Annotated in this window: 13 protein-coding genes; 2 read left to right on the top strand and 11 right to left on the bottom strand. The window is 70.5% G+C overall.

What is annotated here, in order from left to right:
• Positions 1–46 precede the first annotated feature (46 nt).
• The 7 genes from cimA to ACFSL4_RS24950 all read right to left on the bottom strand — a co-directional run bounded on the left by cimA (position 47) and on the right by ACFSL4_RS24950 (position 8,578).
• On the bottom strand, positions 47–1,651 hold the full coding sequence (gene cimA, locus ACFSL4_RS24920) for a citramalate synthase (protein WP_381087085.1): 1,605 nt from the start codon (positions 1,649–1,651) through the stop codon (positions 47–49).
• A gap of 577 nt (positions 1,652–2,228) precedes the next feature.
• Positions 2,229–3,317 carry a branched-chain amino acid aminotransferase gene (locus ACFSL4_RS24925; protein ID WP_381087088.1) on the bottom strand — a complete coding sequence of 363 codons (1,089 nt, stop codon included), beginning with the start codon at positions 3,315–3,317 and terminating at the stop codon, positions 2,229–2,231.
• Positions 3,318–3,582: 265 nt separating this feature from the next.
• Positions 3,583–4,626, bottom strand: a complete 1,044-nt coding sequence (locus ACFSL4_RS24930; RefSeq protein ID WP_381087090.1) for a 3-isopropylmalate dehydrogenase — start codon at positions 4,624–4,626, stop codon at positions 3,583–3,585.
• Between the two features lie 85 nt (positions 4,627–4,711).
• The gene (locus ACFSL4_RS24935; protein ID WP_381087093.1) at positions 4,712–4,843 is read right to left on the bottom strand and encodes a hypothetical protein; all 132 of its coding nucleotides are present in this window, start codon (positions 4,841–4,843) and stop codon (positions 4,712–4,714) included.
• Positions 4,844–5,136: 293 nt separating this feature from the next.
• On the bottom strand, positions 5,137–5,676 hold the full coding sequence (locus ACFSL4_RS24940; RefSeq protein WP_381087095.1) for a GNAT family N-acetyltransferase: 540 nt from the start codon (positions 5,674–5,676) through the stop codon (positions 5,137–5,139).
• 105 nt (positions 5,677–5,781) lie between these two features.
• Positions 5,782–7,413 carry an L-glutamate gamma-semialdehyde dehydrogenase gene (gene pruA / locus ACFSL4_RS24945; protein ID WP_381087098.1) on the bottom strand — a complete coding sequence of 544 codons (1,632 nt, stop codon included), beginning with the start codon at positions 7,411–7,413 and terminating at the stop codon, positions 5,782–5,784.
• 238 nt (positions 7,414–7,651) lie between these two features.
• Positions 7,652–8,578, bottom strand: coding sequence for a proline dehydrogenase family protein (locus ACFSL4_RS24950; RefSeq protein ID WP_381087101.1), 927 nt, complete (start codon positions 8,576–8,578; stop codon positions 7,652–7,654).
• Between the two features lie 161 nt (positions 8,579–8,739).
• On the opposite strand from ACFSL4_RS24950, the gene ACFSL4_RS24955 reads away from it, so the two are divergent.
• Entirely contained in the window at positions 8,740–9,999 is a 1,260-nt protein-coding gene (locus ACFSL4_RS24955; RefSeq protein ID WP_381087103.1) for a PucR family transcriptional regulator, read from the top strand.
• Positions 10,000–10,213: 214 nt separating this feature from the next.
• Here the strand turns inward: ACFSL4_RS24955 and ACFSL4_RS24960 are convergent, their stop codons facing one another.
• Positions 10,214–10,816 carry a TetR/AcrR family transcriptional regulator gene (locus tag ACFSL4_RS24960; protein ID WP_381087106.1) on the bottom strand — a complete coding sequence of 201 codons (603 nt, stop codon included), beginning with the start codon at positions 10,814–10,816 and terminating at the stop codon, positions 10,214–10,216.
• Between the two features lie 108 nt (positions 10,817–10,924).
• On the opposite strand from ACFSL4_RS24960, the gene ACFSL4_RS24965 reads away from it, so the two are divergent.
• The gene (locus ACFSL4_RS24965) at positions 10,925–12,469 is read left to right on the top strand and encodes an MFS transporter (protein WP_381087109.1); all 1,545 of its coding nucleotides are present in this window, start codon (positions 10,925–10,927) and stop codon (positions 12,467–12,469) included.
• Between the two features lie 84 nt (positions 12,470–12,553).
• On the opposite strand, the gene serA is transcribed toward ACFSL4_RS24965, so the two are convergent.
• From serA to ilvN, 3 genes are all read right to left on the bottom strand, one after another.
• The gene (serA, locus tag ACFSL4_RS24970; RefSeq protein WP_381087111.1) at positions 12,554–14,143 is read right to left on the bottom strand and encodes a phosphoglycerate dehydrogenase; all 1,590 of its coding nucleotides are present in this window, start codon (positions 14,141–14,143) and stop codon (positions 12,554–12,556) included.
• A 311-nt stretch (positions 14,144–14,454) separates the two neighbouring features.
• Positions 14,455–15,453 (bottom strand): ketol-acid reductoisomerase, encoded by a 999-nt coding sequence (gene ilvC / locus ACFSL4_RS24975; protein ID WP_381087114.1) that lies wholly within the window; start codon positions 15,451–15,453, stop codon positions 14,455–14,457.
• 144 nt (positions 15,454–15,597) lie between these two features.
• Positions 15,598–16,122, bottom strand: a complete 525-nt coding sequence (gene ilvN / locus ACFSL4_RS24980; RefSeq protein WP_381087117.1) for an acetolactate synthase small subunit — start codon at positions 16,120–16,122, stop codon at positions 15,598–15,600.
• Between the last annotated feature and the right edge of the window lie 19 nt (positions 16,123–16,141).

Consider the following 16,141-nt stretch of genomic DNA (forward strand, 5'->3'; position numbering starts at 1 on the left):
TCCCGTCCGGTGAACCGGCCCCCGGCGACCCTGGCCGCACGGGTGGCTACTCCGCCGGTTCCACGCCCGCGCGCAGCAGCCCGTATGTGTAGGCGTCCTCCAGCGCCTGCCACGACGCCGCGATCACGTTCTCCGCCACGCCGACCGTGGACCACTCGGCCTTGCCGTCCGACGTGGAGATCAGGACGCGGGTCGTGGACTGCGTGCCGTGCCTGCCCTCCAGGATGCGGACCTTGTAGTCGACCAGGTCGAGGGCGGCGAGCTGCGGGTAGATCTTCTCCAGGGCGACGCGCAGGGCGCGGTCCAGGGCGTTCACCGGGCCGTTGCCCTCCGCCGTCGCGACGATGCGTTCGCTCTTCGCCCACAGCTTGACCGTCGCCTCGTTGGCGTGGGTGCCGTCGGGGCGGTCCTCCACGATCGCCCGCCAGGACTCCGTGCGGAAGTAGCGCAGCGGCCGGCCCGCCGCCTCCTCGCGCAGCAGCAGTTCGAAGGACGCGTCCGCCGCCTCGTAGGTGTAGCCCTTGAGTTCGCGTTCCTTGACGCGTTCGACCACCCTGCTGACCAGCTCGCGGTCGCCGCCCAGGTCGACGCCCAGTTCCTTGCCCTTGAGCTCCACGGAGGCGCGGCCCGCCATGTCGGAGACCAGCATCCGCATGGTGTTGCCCACCAGTTCGGGGTCGATGTGCTGGTACAGGTCGGGGTCCACCTTGATCGCGGACGCGTGCAGACCCGCCTTGTGGGCGAAGGCGGACACGCCCACGTACGGCTGGTGCGTGGAAGGGATGAGGTTGACCACCTCCGCGATCGCGTGGGAGATGCGCGTCATCTCGCGGAGCCTGCCCTCGGGCAGCACCTTCTTGCCGTACTTCAGTTCCAGGGCCGCCACCACCGGGAACAGGTTCGCGTTGCCCACCCGCTCGCCATAGCCGTTGGCGGTGCACTGCACATGCGTTGCGCCGGCGTCGACCGCGGCGAGGGTGTTCGCGACCGCGCAGCCCGTGTCGTCCTGTGCGTGGATGCCGAGGCGGGCACCCGTGTCCGCCAGCACCGTGGAGACGACCGCCTGCACCTGCGCGGGAAGCATGCCGCCGTTCGTGTCACAGAGGACGACCACGTCCGCGCCCGCCTGCGCCGCCGCGCGGACCACCGACTTCGCGTACTGGGGGTTCGCCCGGTAGCCGTCGAAGAAGTGCTCGCAGTCGACGAAGACCCGGCGGCCCTGTGCCCGCAGGTGGGACACCGTGTCGCGGATCATCTCCAGGTTCTCGTCGAGGGTGGTGCGCAGGGCCAGCTCGACATGGCGGTCGTGGGACTTGGCGACCAGGGTGATCACCGGCGCGCCCGAGTCGAGCAGTGCCTTGACCTGCGGGTCCTGGGCCGCGTTGCCGCCCGCCCGGCGGGTGGCGCCGAAGGCGACCAGCTGGGCGTGCTTGAACTCGATCTCCTGTTGCGCGCGGGCGAAGAACTCGGTGTCCCTCGGGTTGGCGCCGGGCCAGCCGCCCTCGATGAAGCCCACGCCGAAGTCGTCCAGGTGCCGCGCGATGGCCAGCTTGTCCGCAACGGTGAGGTTGATGCCCTCGCGCTGCGCGCCGTCACGGAGCGTGGTGTCGAAGACGTGGAACGAATCGTCGAGCTCGCTGGATGCGGTCATGGTCTCAAGGCTCCTGTGTTGAATCTCGGTCTTACCGGAATGACCGGCTCCACCGTCCCTCCAATGGTCCCTCGCGCTTCCCTCCTGGCGTGGGGTGGTCCAGGAAAACGAAAAACCTCTCGCGGGTGCGAGAGGTCTGCGCGCGGGTCGAGGACGACGGTGGCCGCCCGTACCTGGTCGTACGTGGCGGTCACTGCGGACCGGCGCGCCTGCTGCCAATAATCATGACGAACGAGAGCACGGGGACAGTCTGGCACAATCCGCCCCCGCGCTCACAGCCGTCTCAGGATGCGGTCGTCGACGCCGCGTTCCGCCGTGCCGTCCCAGAGCGCGCAGCGTGCCGCGCCCCTCACCGCCGCGCCGGCCGGTGAAGGCGGCCGGCGAACGGGGCCGGGCGGGGTGTCCGGCCGTCCCGGCACGGGATCCGGGGCGGCCCCGACGGTGTCCGGGGTCCAGTGCCCCGGCAGGCGACGTCTGCCCGTCGAGGAGCGGTGTCGTGGGGGCACCGCCCGCGCGAACGGAGCCGAGAGCACGCACCGGACACCGCGGGCACCGCACAGGACTTTCGAAACACCCCCTAGCCCAGCCGGTGCATCCAGCCGTGCGTGTCCTCGCGGGTGCCGCGCTGGAGGTCCAGGAGGGCCTCGCGGAGCCTGAGGGTGACCTTGCCCGGCCCGCCGTCCGCCTGCTTCCATTCGGCGCCCGTGCGCTTGACGGTGCCGACCGGGGTGATGACCGCCGCCGTGCCGCAGGCGAAGACCTCGGTGAGGGAGCCGTTCTCGGAGTCGGCCTGCCACTGGTCGACGGAGACGCGGCCCTCCTCCGCCTCGTAGCCCAGGTCGCGGGCGACCGTCAGCAGGGAGTCACGGGTGACGCCCTCCAGGATGGAGCCCGTCAGTGACGGGGTGACGATCCTGTTCCCGTACACGAAGTACAGGTTCATGCCGCCGAGTTCCTCGACCCACTTGTGCTCCACGGCGTCGAGGTAGCAGACCTGGTCGCAGCCCTTGGCCGCGGCCTCTGCCTGGGCGAGCAGGGAGGCCGCGTAGTTGCCGCCCGTCTTGGCGTCGCCCATGCCGCCGGGGACGGCGCGGACGCGGTCCTCGGAGAGCCAGATGGAGACCGGCTTGACGCCGCCCGCGAAGTAGGCGCCGGCCGGGGAGGCGATCACCAGGAAGAGGTACTCGTTGGCCGGCTTCACCCCGAGGCCGACCTCGGTGGCGATCATGAACGGGCGCAGATAGAGCGACTCCTCGCCCCCGTGCGCCGGGACCCACGCCTTGTCCTGCCGGACGAGCGCATCGCACGCCTCGATGAACGTCTCGACCGGCAGCTCCGGCATGGCCAGGCGGTGGGCGGAGCGCTGGAAGCGCCGGGCGTTCATCTCCGGGCGGAACGTGGCGACCGAGCCGTCGGGCTGCCGGTACGCCTTGAGTCCCTCGAAGATCTCCTGCGCGTAGTGCAGGGTCATGTTGGCGGGATCCAGGGAGAGCGGGCCGTACGGGACGAGCTGGCCGTCGTGCCAGCCCCGGCCCTCGGTCCACTTGATCGTCACCATGTGGTCGGTGAAGTGGCGGCCGAACCCGGGGTTGGCCAGGACCGCCTCCCGCTCGGCGTCGGAGAGCGGGTGGGCGGAGGGCTTCAGCTCGATCGTGGGCGTCGTCATGAATGGTTGTCCTTCACCGGTTGTTGTGACGGGCCGCGCTCACGCCCGTACTGTCAGTGGCCAGTGCTAGGACGTCCGAGCATTCCCTCATTCCGCGGCTCCGCGCTCGATTATCGCAAGCGGGGGGCAGCCGGAGAAACAGTGTGAATGCGGCCCTTGGTTGCGCAGGGGTGGGTTGATGGTGACACCCGGCGAGGGCATGGGAAAGCCGCCGGGTGCGGATGGCGACCCGGCGGCCTTCTCAGGAGGGGTGAGCGGCGCGGGGTCAGCCGGCTACTCGTACGGCGAGGGCGTCGCCGATCTCGTCGGTGGTGCGGGCGGGCCCGCCCACGCGCTCCGCGAGGTCCGCGGAGACGGCCTCCTCGATGCGCGCCGCCTCGGCCTCGTAGCCGAGGTGGCGCAGCAGGAGGGCGACGGACAGGACGGTGGCCGACGGGTCGGCCTTGCTCTGGCCCGCGATGTCGGGCGCCGAACCGTGCACGGGCTCGAACATCGACGGGAACGCGCCGGAGGGGTTGATGTTGCCGGAGGCGGCCACGCCGATGCCGCCGGAGATGGCGGCGGCCAGGTCGGTGATGATGTCGCCGAAGAGGTTGTCGGTGACGATCACGTCGAAGCGCTCGGGCTGTGTGACGAGGTAGATGGTCGCCGCGTCCACGTGCATGTACTCGGTGGTGACCTCGGGGAACTCCTCGCCGACCTTCTCGAAGATGTCCGTCCACAGGTGACCGGCGTGCACCAGCACGTTGTTCTTGTGGACGAGGGCCAGCTTCTTGCGGGGACGGGCCTGCGCGCGGGCGTAGGCGTCGCGCACGACGCGCTCGATGCCGAAGGCGGTGTTCAGCGAGACCTCGGTGGCGACCGCGTGCGGGGTGCCGGTGCGGATGGTGCCGCCGTTGCCGGTGTACGGGCCCTCGGTGCCCTCGCGGACCACGACGAAATCGATCTCGGGCTCGCCCGCGAGAGGGGTCTCGACACCCGGGAGCAGCTTGGAGGGCCGCAGGTTGACGTGGTGGTCGAAGGCGAAGCGGAGCTTGAGCAGGAAACCGCGCTCCAGGACACCCGACGGGACCGACGGATCACCGATCGCGCCGAGGAGGATGGCGTCGTGCTGCTTGAGCTGCTCCAGGTCGGCGTCGGTGAGGGTCTCGCCGGTGGCGTGGTAGCGCCGGGCGCCGAAGTCGTACTCCTTGGTCTCCAGCTTCACATCCTGCGGGAGAACGGCGGAGAGGACCTTGAGCCCCTGGGTCACGACCTCCTGGCCGATGCCGTCACCGGGAATCACTGCGAGATTGATGCTGCGAGACATGACGGCACCGTACTCCTTGTCCCATGGGATGACACGAGGCGTCCGGGATACGGACATGCCCCGGTCATCCGGATGAGGGTACGGCTCAGTGGCCCGTCTCGCCGCCGTTGTCCCGGCGGTCGAGGGCGCGCTGGAGGGCGGCGGCGGCGTTCTTGCGGTCGGACTCACTCGTCCGGGAAACACGACGGACTCGGCGGCGGGCGGTCGTCTCGGCCATGGGGGGATCGACTCCTTCGACAATCCTGGAGTGCGGGAAAAGAGGGGGGTGTGAGACTCCCCCACTGCCTGATGGGCGTGGGCGGTGCCCTCAAAGAGGCGGGGAGCGGTGCCGCAGGGGTGGCCTGCGCGGGGCCCGGCTCACGACCGCCATTCGCTTGGTCGAGCGAGACGTTCGGCTCCTACAAAGCTAAGCGAGGACCGCGTCCGTGTCTCCACAATTACTCGGACTTCCTACTATCTGAGACAGCCGATCCGGTCACACCGCCGTGAACTGCGGAAACTTCGGGACCGTCAGAGGACGTCCCCGTCCCTCCAGTCGAAGACCAGCTCGTGCGCCGGGTCGAGGGGACACCCGGGCGTGGTGCGTACGAAGGTGCAGTCCTCCTCCTCGGGGAGGCGCACCACACCGCCGGGGCCGAGGGCGCAGACGCGGCCGCGCCACAGCCGCCAGCCGCGGGCGTGGTACAGGGCGGCACCGTCGTCGCTGGCGGAGAGCGCGCCGAGGTCGTAGGCGCGCTCGGTGATGCGCTCCAGCTCGGTCATGACGCGTCCGCCGAGTCCCCGGCGCCGCACGTCGGCGCGGACGCCCACGGCCTCGACGTGTCCGACGCGCAGCCACCGCCCCCGGTGACCGGCACGGCGCTGGACCACCGATCCATGGGCGGCGAGCCCCCGCTCGTCGTGCACGAGCACATGCAGCCCGCCCAGTGCGTGCTCCCAGTCCGGGTCGCCGAAGTCCCCCTCGAACACGGCGTCGAGAAGGTCACGGGCGGCCCGGAGCTCGGCGCGGTCGAGGTCGGCGGTGTGGACGGTACGGACCCGGACGGTCATCGGCCCAGTGTTCCGCACCGGAATGCCCCTCGTCGCCGGTGCGGCGCCGCCCCCGGCCCGGAGGGGAGTCCGGGGCGGGGGCGGGGCTTCACGGTCCGCTGGGTGTCAGCCCATGTGCGGGTACGTGTAGTCCGTCGGCGGGACCAGCGTCTCCTTGATGGCGCGGGTCAGGGTCCAGCGCAGCAGGTTCTGCGGGGCGCCCGCCTTGTCGTTGGTGCCGGAGGCACGGCCGCCGCCGAAGGGCTGCTGGCCGACCACGGCACCGGTCGACTTGTCGTTGATGTAGAAGTTGCCGGCCGCGTAGCGCAGCTTCTGAGCCGTGTACGCCGCCGCGGCGCGGTCGTTGGCGATGACCGAGCCGGTCAGCGCGTAGTCGGACACCGACTCCATCTGGGTCAGCATCTCGTCGTAGCGCGCGTCCTCGTAGACGTGCACCGCGAGGATCGGGCCGAAGTACTCGGTCCGGAAGACGTCGTTCTCCGGGTCGGCGCACTCGATGACGGTCGGGCGCACGAAGTAGCCGGCCGAGTCGTCGTAGGTGCCGCCCGCGACGATCGTGCAGGCCGGGTCCTCCTTGGCGCGGTCGATCGCCGCCTTGTTCTTCGCGAAGGCGCGCTCGTCGATGACCGCGCCGATGAAGTTCGACAGGTCGGTCACGTCGCCCATGGTCAGGTAGTCGACCTCGGCCGCGAACTCCTCCTTGAAACCGGAGTTCCAGAGGGACGCCGGGATGTACGCCCGGGAGGTCGCCGAGCACTTCTGGCCCTGGTACTCGAAGGCACCGCGGGTCAGCGCCGTCTTGAGGACCGCCCGGTCCGCGCTCGGATGCGCGACGAGGAAGTCCTTGCCGCCGGTCTCGCCGACCAGACGCGGGTACGAACGGTACTTCTCGATGTTCTGGCCGACCGTCTTCCACAGGTACTGGAAGGTCTTCGTCGAACCGGTGAAGTGGATGCCCGCGAGGTCGCGGTGGACCAGGGCGACCTTGGAGACCTCGATGCCGTCACCGGTCAGCAGGTTGACGACGCCCTTCGGCAGGCCCGCCTCCTCCAGCAGCCGCATCAGCAGCACAGCGGCGTGGGTCTGGGTCGGGGACGGCTTCCAGACCACCACGTTGCCCATGAGGGCAGGGGCGGTGGGCAGGTTGCCCGCGATCGCCGTGAAGTTGAACGGGGTGATCGCGTAGACGAAGCCCTCCAGCGGGCGGTGGTCGAGGCGGTTCCACACCCCCGGGGAGTTGGCCGGGGGCTGCTCGGCCAGGATCTGGCGGGCGTAGTGGACGTTGAAGCGCCAGAAGTCGACCAGCTCGCAGGGGCTGTCGATCTCCGCCTGCTGGGCCGTCTTGGACTGGCCGAGCATGGTGGAGGCGGCGATGGTCTCACGCCACGGTCCGGCCAGCAGCTCGGCGGCGCGCAGGAAGATCGCGGCGCGGTCGTCGAACGGCATCGCGCGCCAGGCGGGCGCGGCGGCCAGGGCCGCGTCGATGGCGTCCCGCGCGTCCTGCTGGGTGGCGTTGCGGTACGTGCCGAGGACCGCCGAGTGGTGGTGCGGCTGCACGACCTGGAAGGGCTCACCGCCGCCCATGCGCTTCTCGCCGCCGATGGTGCACGGCAGGTCGACCGGGTTGTCGGCCAGCTCCTTGAGGCGGGCCTCCAGCCGGGCACGTTCGGGCGAGCCGGGGGCATAGCCGTGCACCGGCTCGTTGACGGGGGTGGGGACCTGGGTCACAGCGTCCATCAGCTACCTCTTCCGAGTGAATCCCTGGCTTCAGCCCGGGAGAGCCGAAGCCGTGTGCGTATGTTGGGCGGCGGTCAGGGCTTGACCGTCACCAGCTCGCCACGGCGAGCGAGTGAGAAGCCCCCACGGGGGCGGAGTCACGGGTTCCGTAACTCCTTCCGGAACCGGGCCGGCTCAGCCGGCCGAGGGGCGGTAGCTGCCGACACCCAGGATGCGCTCGGATGCCGACAGCTACCGCTCACCCTTTGCCGACCATCGAGCGGGCGAAGAAACGAAGGTTGGCCGGCTTCTCCGCGAGGCGCCGCATGAAGTAGCCGTACCAGTCGGTGCCGTACGCCGTGTAGACGCGCATGCGATGGCCCTCGGCGGCCAGTCGCAGGTGCTCCTCGCTGCGAATGCCGTACAGCATCTGGAACTCGTACTCGTCGGGCTTGCGCCCGGCACGCCGGGCGAGCTCCTGCGCGATGGAGACGATCCGCGGGTCGTGGGAGCCGATCATCGGGTACCCCTCGCCCTCCATGAGGGTCTTCAGGATGCGGACGTACGCCCTGTCGATCTCGTGCTTGGTCTGGTACGCGACCGACGCGGGTTCCTTGTACGCCCCCTTCACGATACGCACCCGGCTGCCGTCGGCGGCCAGCCGCCGGGCATCGGCCTCGGTGCGGAGGAGATACGCCTGGATCACACAGCCGGTCCGCGGGAAGTCCTTCCGCAGCTCCTCGTGGATGGCGAACATCGAGTCGAGGGTGGTGTGGTCCTCGGCGTCCAGCGTGACCGTGGTGCCGATCGAGGCCGCGGCCTCGACGACCGGGCGCACATGGGCGAGTGCCAGCTCGTGTCCGTGCTCCAGCGCCTGGCCGAACATCGACAGCTTCACGGACATCTCGACTCTCGGGCCGAGTTCGAGGTCCTTGATGCGGTCGATCAGCTCCAGGTACGCGTCGCGGGCGATGGTGGCCTGGCCGGGGGTGGTGATGTCCTCGCCGACCACGTCCATGGTCAGCTCCAGGCCCTTGCCGGTGAGGTCCTCGATCACGGGGACGATGTCATCCACCGTCTCGCCGGGGATGAAGCGGTCGACGACCCGCTTGGTCACCGGGGCCGCCGAGATCAGGCGGCGCATCCGGTCACTGCGCGACGCGGCGAGAATCACGGGACCCAGCACGGGGCACCTCCACAAGGGCGACGGGAGGCCGAATCCCGACCACGCGGGTACGGCACGCAGAACCACCGTGAAACCTAGGGATCCCTCCGATCGTCGGCCATCGACAGCTGTCACGCATCCGTGCCCGGGATCTCAGACATCTGTATGAACGGGTGGGGATCGTGCGGGAGAATGGCCGTGTGGCGGATGTTTTCACGGCGGGGCGGGGCGACTACCAGGAACTCGTCGACGAGATCTCGGCCCTGCTCGGCGCCCCGGCGACCCTGGAGAACCGGGACTTCGAGCTGATCGCCTTCGCCGCGTACGACAGCGACGGCGAGTTCGACGAGGCGTCCCTCGACCCCGTCCGCACCCGCTCGATCCTCACGCGTCGCTCCACGGCCGCGGTGCGCACGTGGTTCGAGGGCTTCGGCATCGCGCGTGCCACCGGCCCCGTGCGTATTCCGGCCACTCCGGAGGCGGGCGTCTACCGGGGGAGGATCTGTCTGCCGGTACGCCATCGGGGTGTCGTCCTCGGGTATGTGTGGTTGCTGGCCGACGAGCCGGGCCCGACCGAGCGGCAGCTCTCGGCCGCGATGGAGGTCACCACCCGCATCGGGGCGCTGCTCGCGGACGAGGCGCAGGCGGGCGCGGACCTGACGCGCGAACTGCGGGCGGTCCTCGTCGCCCGGAGCGGCTGGCAGCGGGACATGGCGCTGGCCGAGCTGCGCATGGCGCTGGGGCCGAGGGGCGACGGCCTCCACACGGTGGTCTGCGTCGCCCCCTGGCCCTCGGCCGATCCGGACGACGCCCCCTCGGTCCGCACCCTGCCGGCGGCCACCGCGCTGTGCACCGTGCCGTGGGACGGGGGCGCATCCCCCGCCCCTGAGGCGGTGGCGGAGCCGGGCCAGAGCCTGGCCCTGCTGGTGCGGCTGCGCTCGACGGACGTCCTGGCCCCGGCGCTGACGGCGGCCACGCGCCTGCTGCGGGAGGCGGAGGGACGCGGAGGGCGCGGGCGGGCGGCGGCCGGGGTGGCGGGCGCGCGCCATGGTCTCGCGGAACTGGGCACCGCCTGGCAGGAGGCGTCCGCGGCGGCCCGCGCGGCCCTGGCGGAGGCCCGGCTCGGCCGGGTCGCACAGTGGTCTGCCATCGGGCCGTACCGCCTGCTGACGTCACTGCCGCCGCGGGCGGCCCACGATCCGGCCGTGCGCGCCCTCCTGTCCCCCGCCCACCACGAACTGGCCCACACGGCCGAGGTGTTCCTCGACTGCGCGGGCCAGGCCGGGCGGACGGCGTCCGAGCTGGGCATCCACCGCCAGACGCTGTACTACCGCCTGTCCCGGGTCGAGCAGCTCACGGGGCTGGACCTGGACGACGGGGAGGACAGGCTGCTGCTGCACATGGCGCTGAAGGGGGCACGGCTGCACGGGGCCTGGGGCTAGCCAGGGCCTGTTCCGAGTTCCCCGTCGTCCACGCGGAGCGCGGGCGCGGCGGCGTCGTGGGGGCACCGCCCGCACGAGCGCGGCCGCGCATGGGGGAGCGTGCGATCGGCGTGCGGCGCCGCAGGTCACGTGGCGCAGCCACCTGTCCTGCGGCACCGTGCGGCGAGCGTGCGTGCCGGGCGCCGGGGCGCAGGCGGGGAACTCGGAACAGGCCCTAAGGTGCCCCGGTACCCTCCGCGGCTCCCGCGATCACCCGGCGCAGCCCCTCGGTGAGTTGCGCCGCGTCGGTCGCCGCGTCGGCGTCGAAGACCCACTGGACCATCAGTCCCTGCAGAAGGGTCTGGTAGAAGCGGCCCTCGGTGTCGATGGCCTCCTTGGTCTGCGCCTCTTCCGGGATGTCGTTGAACAGGGGCAGTAGCCCCGAGCGGCCCTGCTCCTCGGCCTCGCCGAGCATGCGGCGCACCTCCGGGAGACGGTCGCCCTGGAGGACCAGCTCGAAGCTCAGCAGCCAGATCGCCCGGGACTCGGGCAGCGAACGGATGATGTTCGCCCACACCTCCTGGAAGCGCTCCAGCGAGCCCGCCGGCGACCGTGTCCCGCCACCGGCGCCCCAGCCGGGGGCGAAACGGTCGCCCATCCCTTCGATCAGCGAGACGTACGCCTGCACCAGCAGGGCGTCCTTCGAACCGTAGTGGTAGCCGATCGACGCCAGGTTGGTCCCCGACTCCTTGACGATGTCGCGCGCCGTCGTGCGCAGGAAGCCCTTCTCCAGCAGGCAGCGCTTGGCGCCCTCGAGCAGATCCTCACGGTGTCCCATGACGTCACCCTACCCGGATTTAGACGGACGTCCCATACGCATGATTTACACGCTCGTCATATACGTCCGTCCTAGACAGATGTTTAATACGTGCGTACAGTCGCTGCCATGACGAACCCGACGAGCACGAACGATCACCGGGGCGCGCACCGCGCCCCCGCCCCGGCTCGCGCCGGCCGCCGCGAATGGACGGCCCTGGGCGTTCTGGTGCTTCCGCTGCTGCTGGTCTCAATGGACGTCTCGGTCCTCTACTTCGCGATCCCCGCGATCACCGCGGACCTGGAGCCGAGCAGCACCCAGCAGCTGTGGATCTTCGACATCTACGCCTTCGTCCTCGCCGGACTGCTGATGACCACGGGCTCGCTCGGCGACCGCATCGGCCGCCGCAGGCTGCTGCTGATCGGGGCGGCGGCCTTCGGGACGGCCTCGCTGGTGGCGGCGTACGCAACCAGTGCCGAGACCCTGATCGCGGCCCGCGCCGTCCTCGGCATCGGCGGCGCGACCCTCATGCCGTCGACGATGGCACTGATCCGCACCATGTTCACGGACCCGGGCCAGCGGGCGAAGGCGATCGGGCTGTGGTCCGGCGTCATGACGGCCGGCATCGCGCTCGGCTCGGTGATGAGCGGGGTCCTCGTCGAGTACTTCTGGTGGGGCTCGGTGTTCCTGGTCAACCTGCCCGCGATGGTCCTGCTCCTGGTGCTCGGCCCCTTCCTGCTCCCGGAGTCGAGGAACCCCCGGCCCGGCCGCTTCGACCTGATCAGCGTGCCGCTGTCGATGGCGGGGGTGCTGCCGGTGATCTACGGCCTGAAGGAGATCCCGTCGCAGGGCTGGAACATCCGCTATGTGATGGCGGTGACGGTGGGCCTGCTGTTCGCGGCGCTGTTCGTGCACCGGCAGCGCACGGCGGCCTCCCCGCTGATCTCACCGGCCCTGTTCCGCGCCCGGGGCTTCACGCCCGCGCTCGTCCTCAACCTCATCTCGTCCTTCGCCATGCTGGGCTCCGCGTACTTCACCACGCAGTACCTGCAGTCGGTCCTGGGCAAGAGCGCGCTGGAGGCCGCCCTGTGGGCCCTGCTGCCGTCGGTGCTGATCGGCTTCGCCGCACCGTTGACGACCCAGCTGGTGCAGAAGGGTGTGAACAGGACCTACGTGGTCATGGGCGGCTTCGTGGTCGCGGCCTGCGGCTACGGCATGCCGGCGCTCGCCGGAACGGACTCGATGTGGCTGGTGCTGGCCGGGGCCGGCGTGCTGGCCTCCGGCATCGTCACCGTGATCTCGCAGACGACGGACCTCGCGATGGGCGCCGCGCCGGTGGAGAAGGCGGGCGCCGCGTCCTCCCTCATGGAGACCGGCGGCGAGTTCGGCGGTGCGCTCGGCATGGCGGTCCTCGGCTCCGTCGGCACGGCGGTCTACCGCCATGGCATCCCCGCCCCGGCCCCGGCCCCGGCGCACGAGACCCTGGGCGGAGCGCTCGCGGTGGCCCACGGGATGCCCGGGCGGGCGGCGGCCGAGCTGCTGGCCACGGCCCGCGAGGCGTTCACCCACGGCATGCAGGCGGCGGCCGTGACCGGAGCGGTCCTGCTGCTGGCCTCGGCGGCACTGGCCGGGGCGAGCCTGCGGGCCGTACGGGTGCGGGAGACCCGGGAGTAGGACGACGGACGGACGAGCGGGGCCCGGCCACCCCAGGTGGCCGGGCCCGACTGCCGTGTAGCCGTGTAGCCGGACGAACCGGACTCAGGCGAGGTTCACCGAGCGTGCCGAGGTCGCGCCGATCTCCTCGGCCACCTCCGTCAGGACGCTCTGCGACACCGTGTCGTCGACGGTGAGGACCGCGAGGGCCTCGCCGCCGGCGATCGCGCGGGAGACCTGCATGCCCGCGATGTTGATGCCCGCCTCGCCAAGAATGCGGCCCAGCGTGCCGACCACGCCCGGGCGGTCGGTGTAGCGCAGCACGACCATGTGGTCGGCCAGCGCCAGGTCCACGTCGTACTCACCGACGGCCACGATCTTCTGGTGGTGCTTCGGGCCGGCCAGCGTGCCGGACACCGAGACGTCCTCCCCGCCCGCCAGCGTGCCGCGCACGGTGACGACGTTGCGGTGGTCGGTGGACTCCGAGCTGGTGGTGAGGCGCACCTCGACGCCGCGCTCCTGGGCGAAGAGCGGGGCGTTGACGTACGAGACCGTCTCGTCCACCACGTCCTCGAAGACACCCTTGAGCGCGGACAGCTCCAGCACCTTCACATCGTGCTGGGTGATCTCGCCGTACACCTCGACATCGAGCCGGACCGCGACCTCGCCGGCGAGCGCGGTGAAGATCCGGCCGAGCTTCTCGGCGAGCGGCAGGCCCGGCTTGACGTCCTCGGCGATCACACCGCCCTGGACGTTCACCGCGTCCGGCACCAGCTCACCGGCGAGGGCGAGGCGCACGGACCTGGCGACGGCGATGCCGGCCTTCTCCTGCGCCTCGTCGGTCGAGGCGCCCAGATGGGGGGTGCACACGACCTCGTCCAGCTCGAACAGCGGGGAGTCCGTGCACGGCTCCTTCGCGTACACGTCCAGGCCCGCGCCGGCCACCCGGCCCTCCTTGAGGGCCGAGTACAGCGCCTCCTCGTCGATGACCCCGCCGCGCGCGGCGTTGACGATGCGGACGCCCGGCTTGACCTTGTGCAGCGCCTCGGTACCGATCAGGTTGACCGTCTCGGGGGTCTTCGGGAGGTGGACGGTGATGAAGTCGGAGACTTCCAGCAGCTCGTCCAGCGACAGCATCTTGACACCCATCTGCGCGGCCCGCGCGGGCTGCACGTAGGGGTCGTAGGCGACGACCTTCATGCCGAAGGCGGACATGCGCTGCGCGACCAGGGCGCCGATGCGGCCGAGGCCGACCACGCCGAGGGTCTTCTCGGCGAGCTCGACGCCCGTGTACTTGCTGCGCTTCCACTCGCCGTTCTTCAGCGCGGCGTTGGCCTGCGGGATGTGGCGGGCGGTGGCGACGAGCAGACCGCAGGCCAGTTCGGCGGCGGTCACGATGTTCGAGGTGGGGGCGTTGACGACCATCACGCCGGCCTTGGTGGCGGCGGAGACGTCCACGTTGTCCAGGCCGACGCCGGCTCGTGCGACGACCTTCAGCTTGCCCGCAGCCGCGATGGCCTCGGCGTCCACCTTCGTGGCGGAGCGGATCAGGATGGCGTCGACGTCGGCGATCGCCGGCAGCAGCTCCGCGCGGTCCGCGCCGTTGCAGTGCCGGATCTCGAAGTCGGGGCCGAGGGCGTCGACGGTCGCCGGCGACAGCTCTTCAGCGATGAGTACGACGGGTTTCGAGCTCACGTGAGTCCTCACATGTCCAATGCGGACGGCCGTCCCGACGGCCGCAGGCGGTGGAGGGGAGTGACACCGGGGCGGCGCGGGGCGTGCCTGCACTTCCTCGGTGTCGCTTAGCCGCGTGGAAGACGCACGACGCTGTGGGCCTGACGCGTTCTTAGTGCAGCAGTGTAGTGGCGTCGCACGCGTCGTTTTACGCCGCTGCGGAAGGATCACCCGTCCGTGATGGACGGGCTGGACAACGCCCGTCTCCAGGCGTTGTCCACAGTTCCCCGAAGGGGCCGGAGCGTTCGGCTCCGGCCCCTCGGGCGCAAGGCTTACGCCTCCTCGTTGACCCAGCTCATGAGCTTGCGCAGCTCCTTGCCGGTGGTCTCCAGCAGGTGCTCGGAGTCCTGCTTCTTGTACTCGTTGTACTTCTTCAGACCGCCGTGGTACTCGTCCATCCAGTTCTGGGCGAACGAGCCGTCCTGGATCTCCGCGAGGACCTTCTTCATCTCGGCCTTGGTGGCGTCCGTGATGATGCGCGGGCCGGTGACGTAGTCGCCCCACTCGGCGGTCTCGGAGATCGACCAGCGCATCTTCTCCAGGCCGCCCTCGTACATGAGGTCCACGATCAGCTTCAGCTCGTGCAGGCACTCGAAGTAGGCGATCTCCGGCTGGTAGCCCGCCTCGACCAGGGTCTCGAAGCCGGCCTTGACCAGCGCCGAGGTGCCACCGCACAGCACGGCCTGCTCGCCGAACAGGTCGGTCTCGGTCTCCTCGGTGAAGGTCGTCTTGATGACACCGGCCCGGGTGCCGCCGATGCCCTTGGCGTACGACAGCGCCAGCGCGAACCCGTTGCCGGAGGCGTCCTGCTCGACGGCCACGATGCAGGGAACACCGCGACCCTCCTCGTACTGGCGGCGCACCAGGTGGCCCGGGCCCTTCGGGGCGACCATGCAGACGTCCACGCCGGCCGGGGGCTTGATGAAGCCGAAGCGGATGTTGAAGCCGTGGCCGAAGAACAGGGCGTCGCCGTCCTTCAGGTTCGGCGCGATGGACTCCTCGTACACCTGGGCCTGCACCGGGTCCGGCACCAGGATCATGATCACGTCCGCCTCGGCGGCGGCCTCCGCCGGGGTCACCACGCGCAGCCCCTGCTCCTCCGCCTTCGCCTTCGACTTGGAGCCCTCGGGCAGACCCACCCGGACGTCGACGCCCGAGTCGCGCAGCGACAGCGCGTGGGCGTGGCCCTGGCTGCCGTAGCCGATGACCGCGACCTTGCGGCCCTGGATGATGGACAGGTCGGCGTCAGCGTCGTAGAACAGCTCGGCCACTTTGGGTTCTCTCCTTGGAGTGCAGGTGTTGCGTCCCACCGTATGACGGTGGGGGGAAGGGGCGTCTCAGGGTCTCGGAATACGGGCGGCCGGCCACCGGGGCGGCCGCCCGTTCCCGGTCGTACGGGAGATCTTTGCCGGGTCCTACGCCGAGCGGTCGAGGGCACGCAGCGAGCGGTCGGTGATCGAACGGGCGCCGCGGCCGATCGCGATCGTGCCGGACTGGACCAGTTCCTTGATGCCGAACGGCTCCAGCATCTTCAGCATCGCCTCCAGCTTGTCGCTGGAGCCGGTGGCCTCGATGGTGACGGCCTCCGGGGAGACGTCGACGGTCTTGGCGCGGAACAGCTGGACGATCTCCACGACCTGGGAGCGCGTCTCGTTGTCGGCGCGCACCTTCACCAGAACGAGTTCCCGCTGAACGGCCGACGACGGCTCCAGCTCGACGATCTTCAGCACGTTGACGAGCTTGTTGAGCTGCTTGGTGACCTGTTCGAGCGGCAGGTCCTCGACGTTCACCACGATGGTGATGCGGGAGATGTCGGGGTGCTCGGTGACACCGACCGCCAGCGAGTCGATGTTGAAGCCGCGACGGGAGAACAGGGCGGCGATCCGGGCGAGGATGCCGGGTGTGTTCTCGACGAGGACCGAGAGGGTGTGCTTGGACATGGTTCTCACTCAGCTCTCA

Origin of the sequence: Streptomyces caeni, assembly GCF_042678285.1 — a bacterium.
Taxonomy (GTDB): Bacteria; Actinomycetota; Actinomycetes; order Streptomycetales; family Streptomycetaceae; genus Streptomyces; species Streptomyces caeni.

What these genes read in the sequence shown, in the direction of transcription:
- cimA (WP_381087085.1), bottom strand. Translation starts at nt 1,651, where the DNA reads ATGACCGCATCCAGCGAGCTCGACGATTCGTTCCACGTCTTCGACACC.
- ACFSL4_RS24925 (WP_381087088.1), bottom strand. Translation starts at nt 3,317, where the DNA reads ATGACGACGCCCACGATCGAGCTGAAGCCCTCCGCCCACCCGCTCTCC.
- ACFSL4_RS24930 (WP_381087090.1), bottom strand. Translation starts at nt 4,626, where the DNA reads ATGTCTCGCAGCATCAATCTCGCAGTGATTCCCGGTGACGGCATCGGC.
- ACFSL4_RS24935 (WP_381087093.1), bottom strand. Translation starts at nt 4,843, where the DNA reads ATGGCCGAGACGACCGCCCGCCGCCGAGTCCGTCGTGTTTCCCGGACG.
- ACFSL4_RS24940 (WP_381087095.1), bottom strand. Translation starts at nt 5,676, where the DNA reads ATGACCGTCCGGGTCCGTACCGTCCACACCGCCGACCTCGACCGCGCC.
- pruA (WP_381087098.1), bottom strand. Translation starts at nt 7,413, where the DNA reads ATGGACGCTGTGACCCAGGTCCCCACCCCCGTCAACGAGCCGGTGCAC.
- ACFSL4_RS24960 (WP_381087106.1), bottom strand. Translation starts at nt 10,816, where the DNA reads ATGGGACACCGTGAGGATCTGCTCGAGGGCGCCAAGCGCTGCCTGCTG.
- ACFSL4_RS24965 (WP_381087109.1), top strand. Translation starts at nt 10,925, where the DNA reads ATGACGAACCCGACGAGCACGAACGATCACCGGGGCGCGCACCGCGCC.
- ilvN (WP_381087117.1), bottom strand. Translation starts at nt 16,122, where the DNA reads ATGTCCAAGCACACCCTCTCGGTCCTCGTCGAGAACACACCCGGCATC.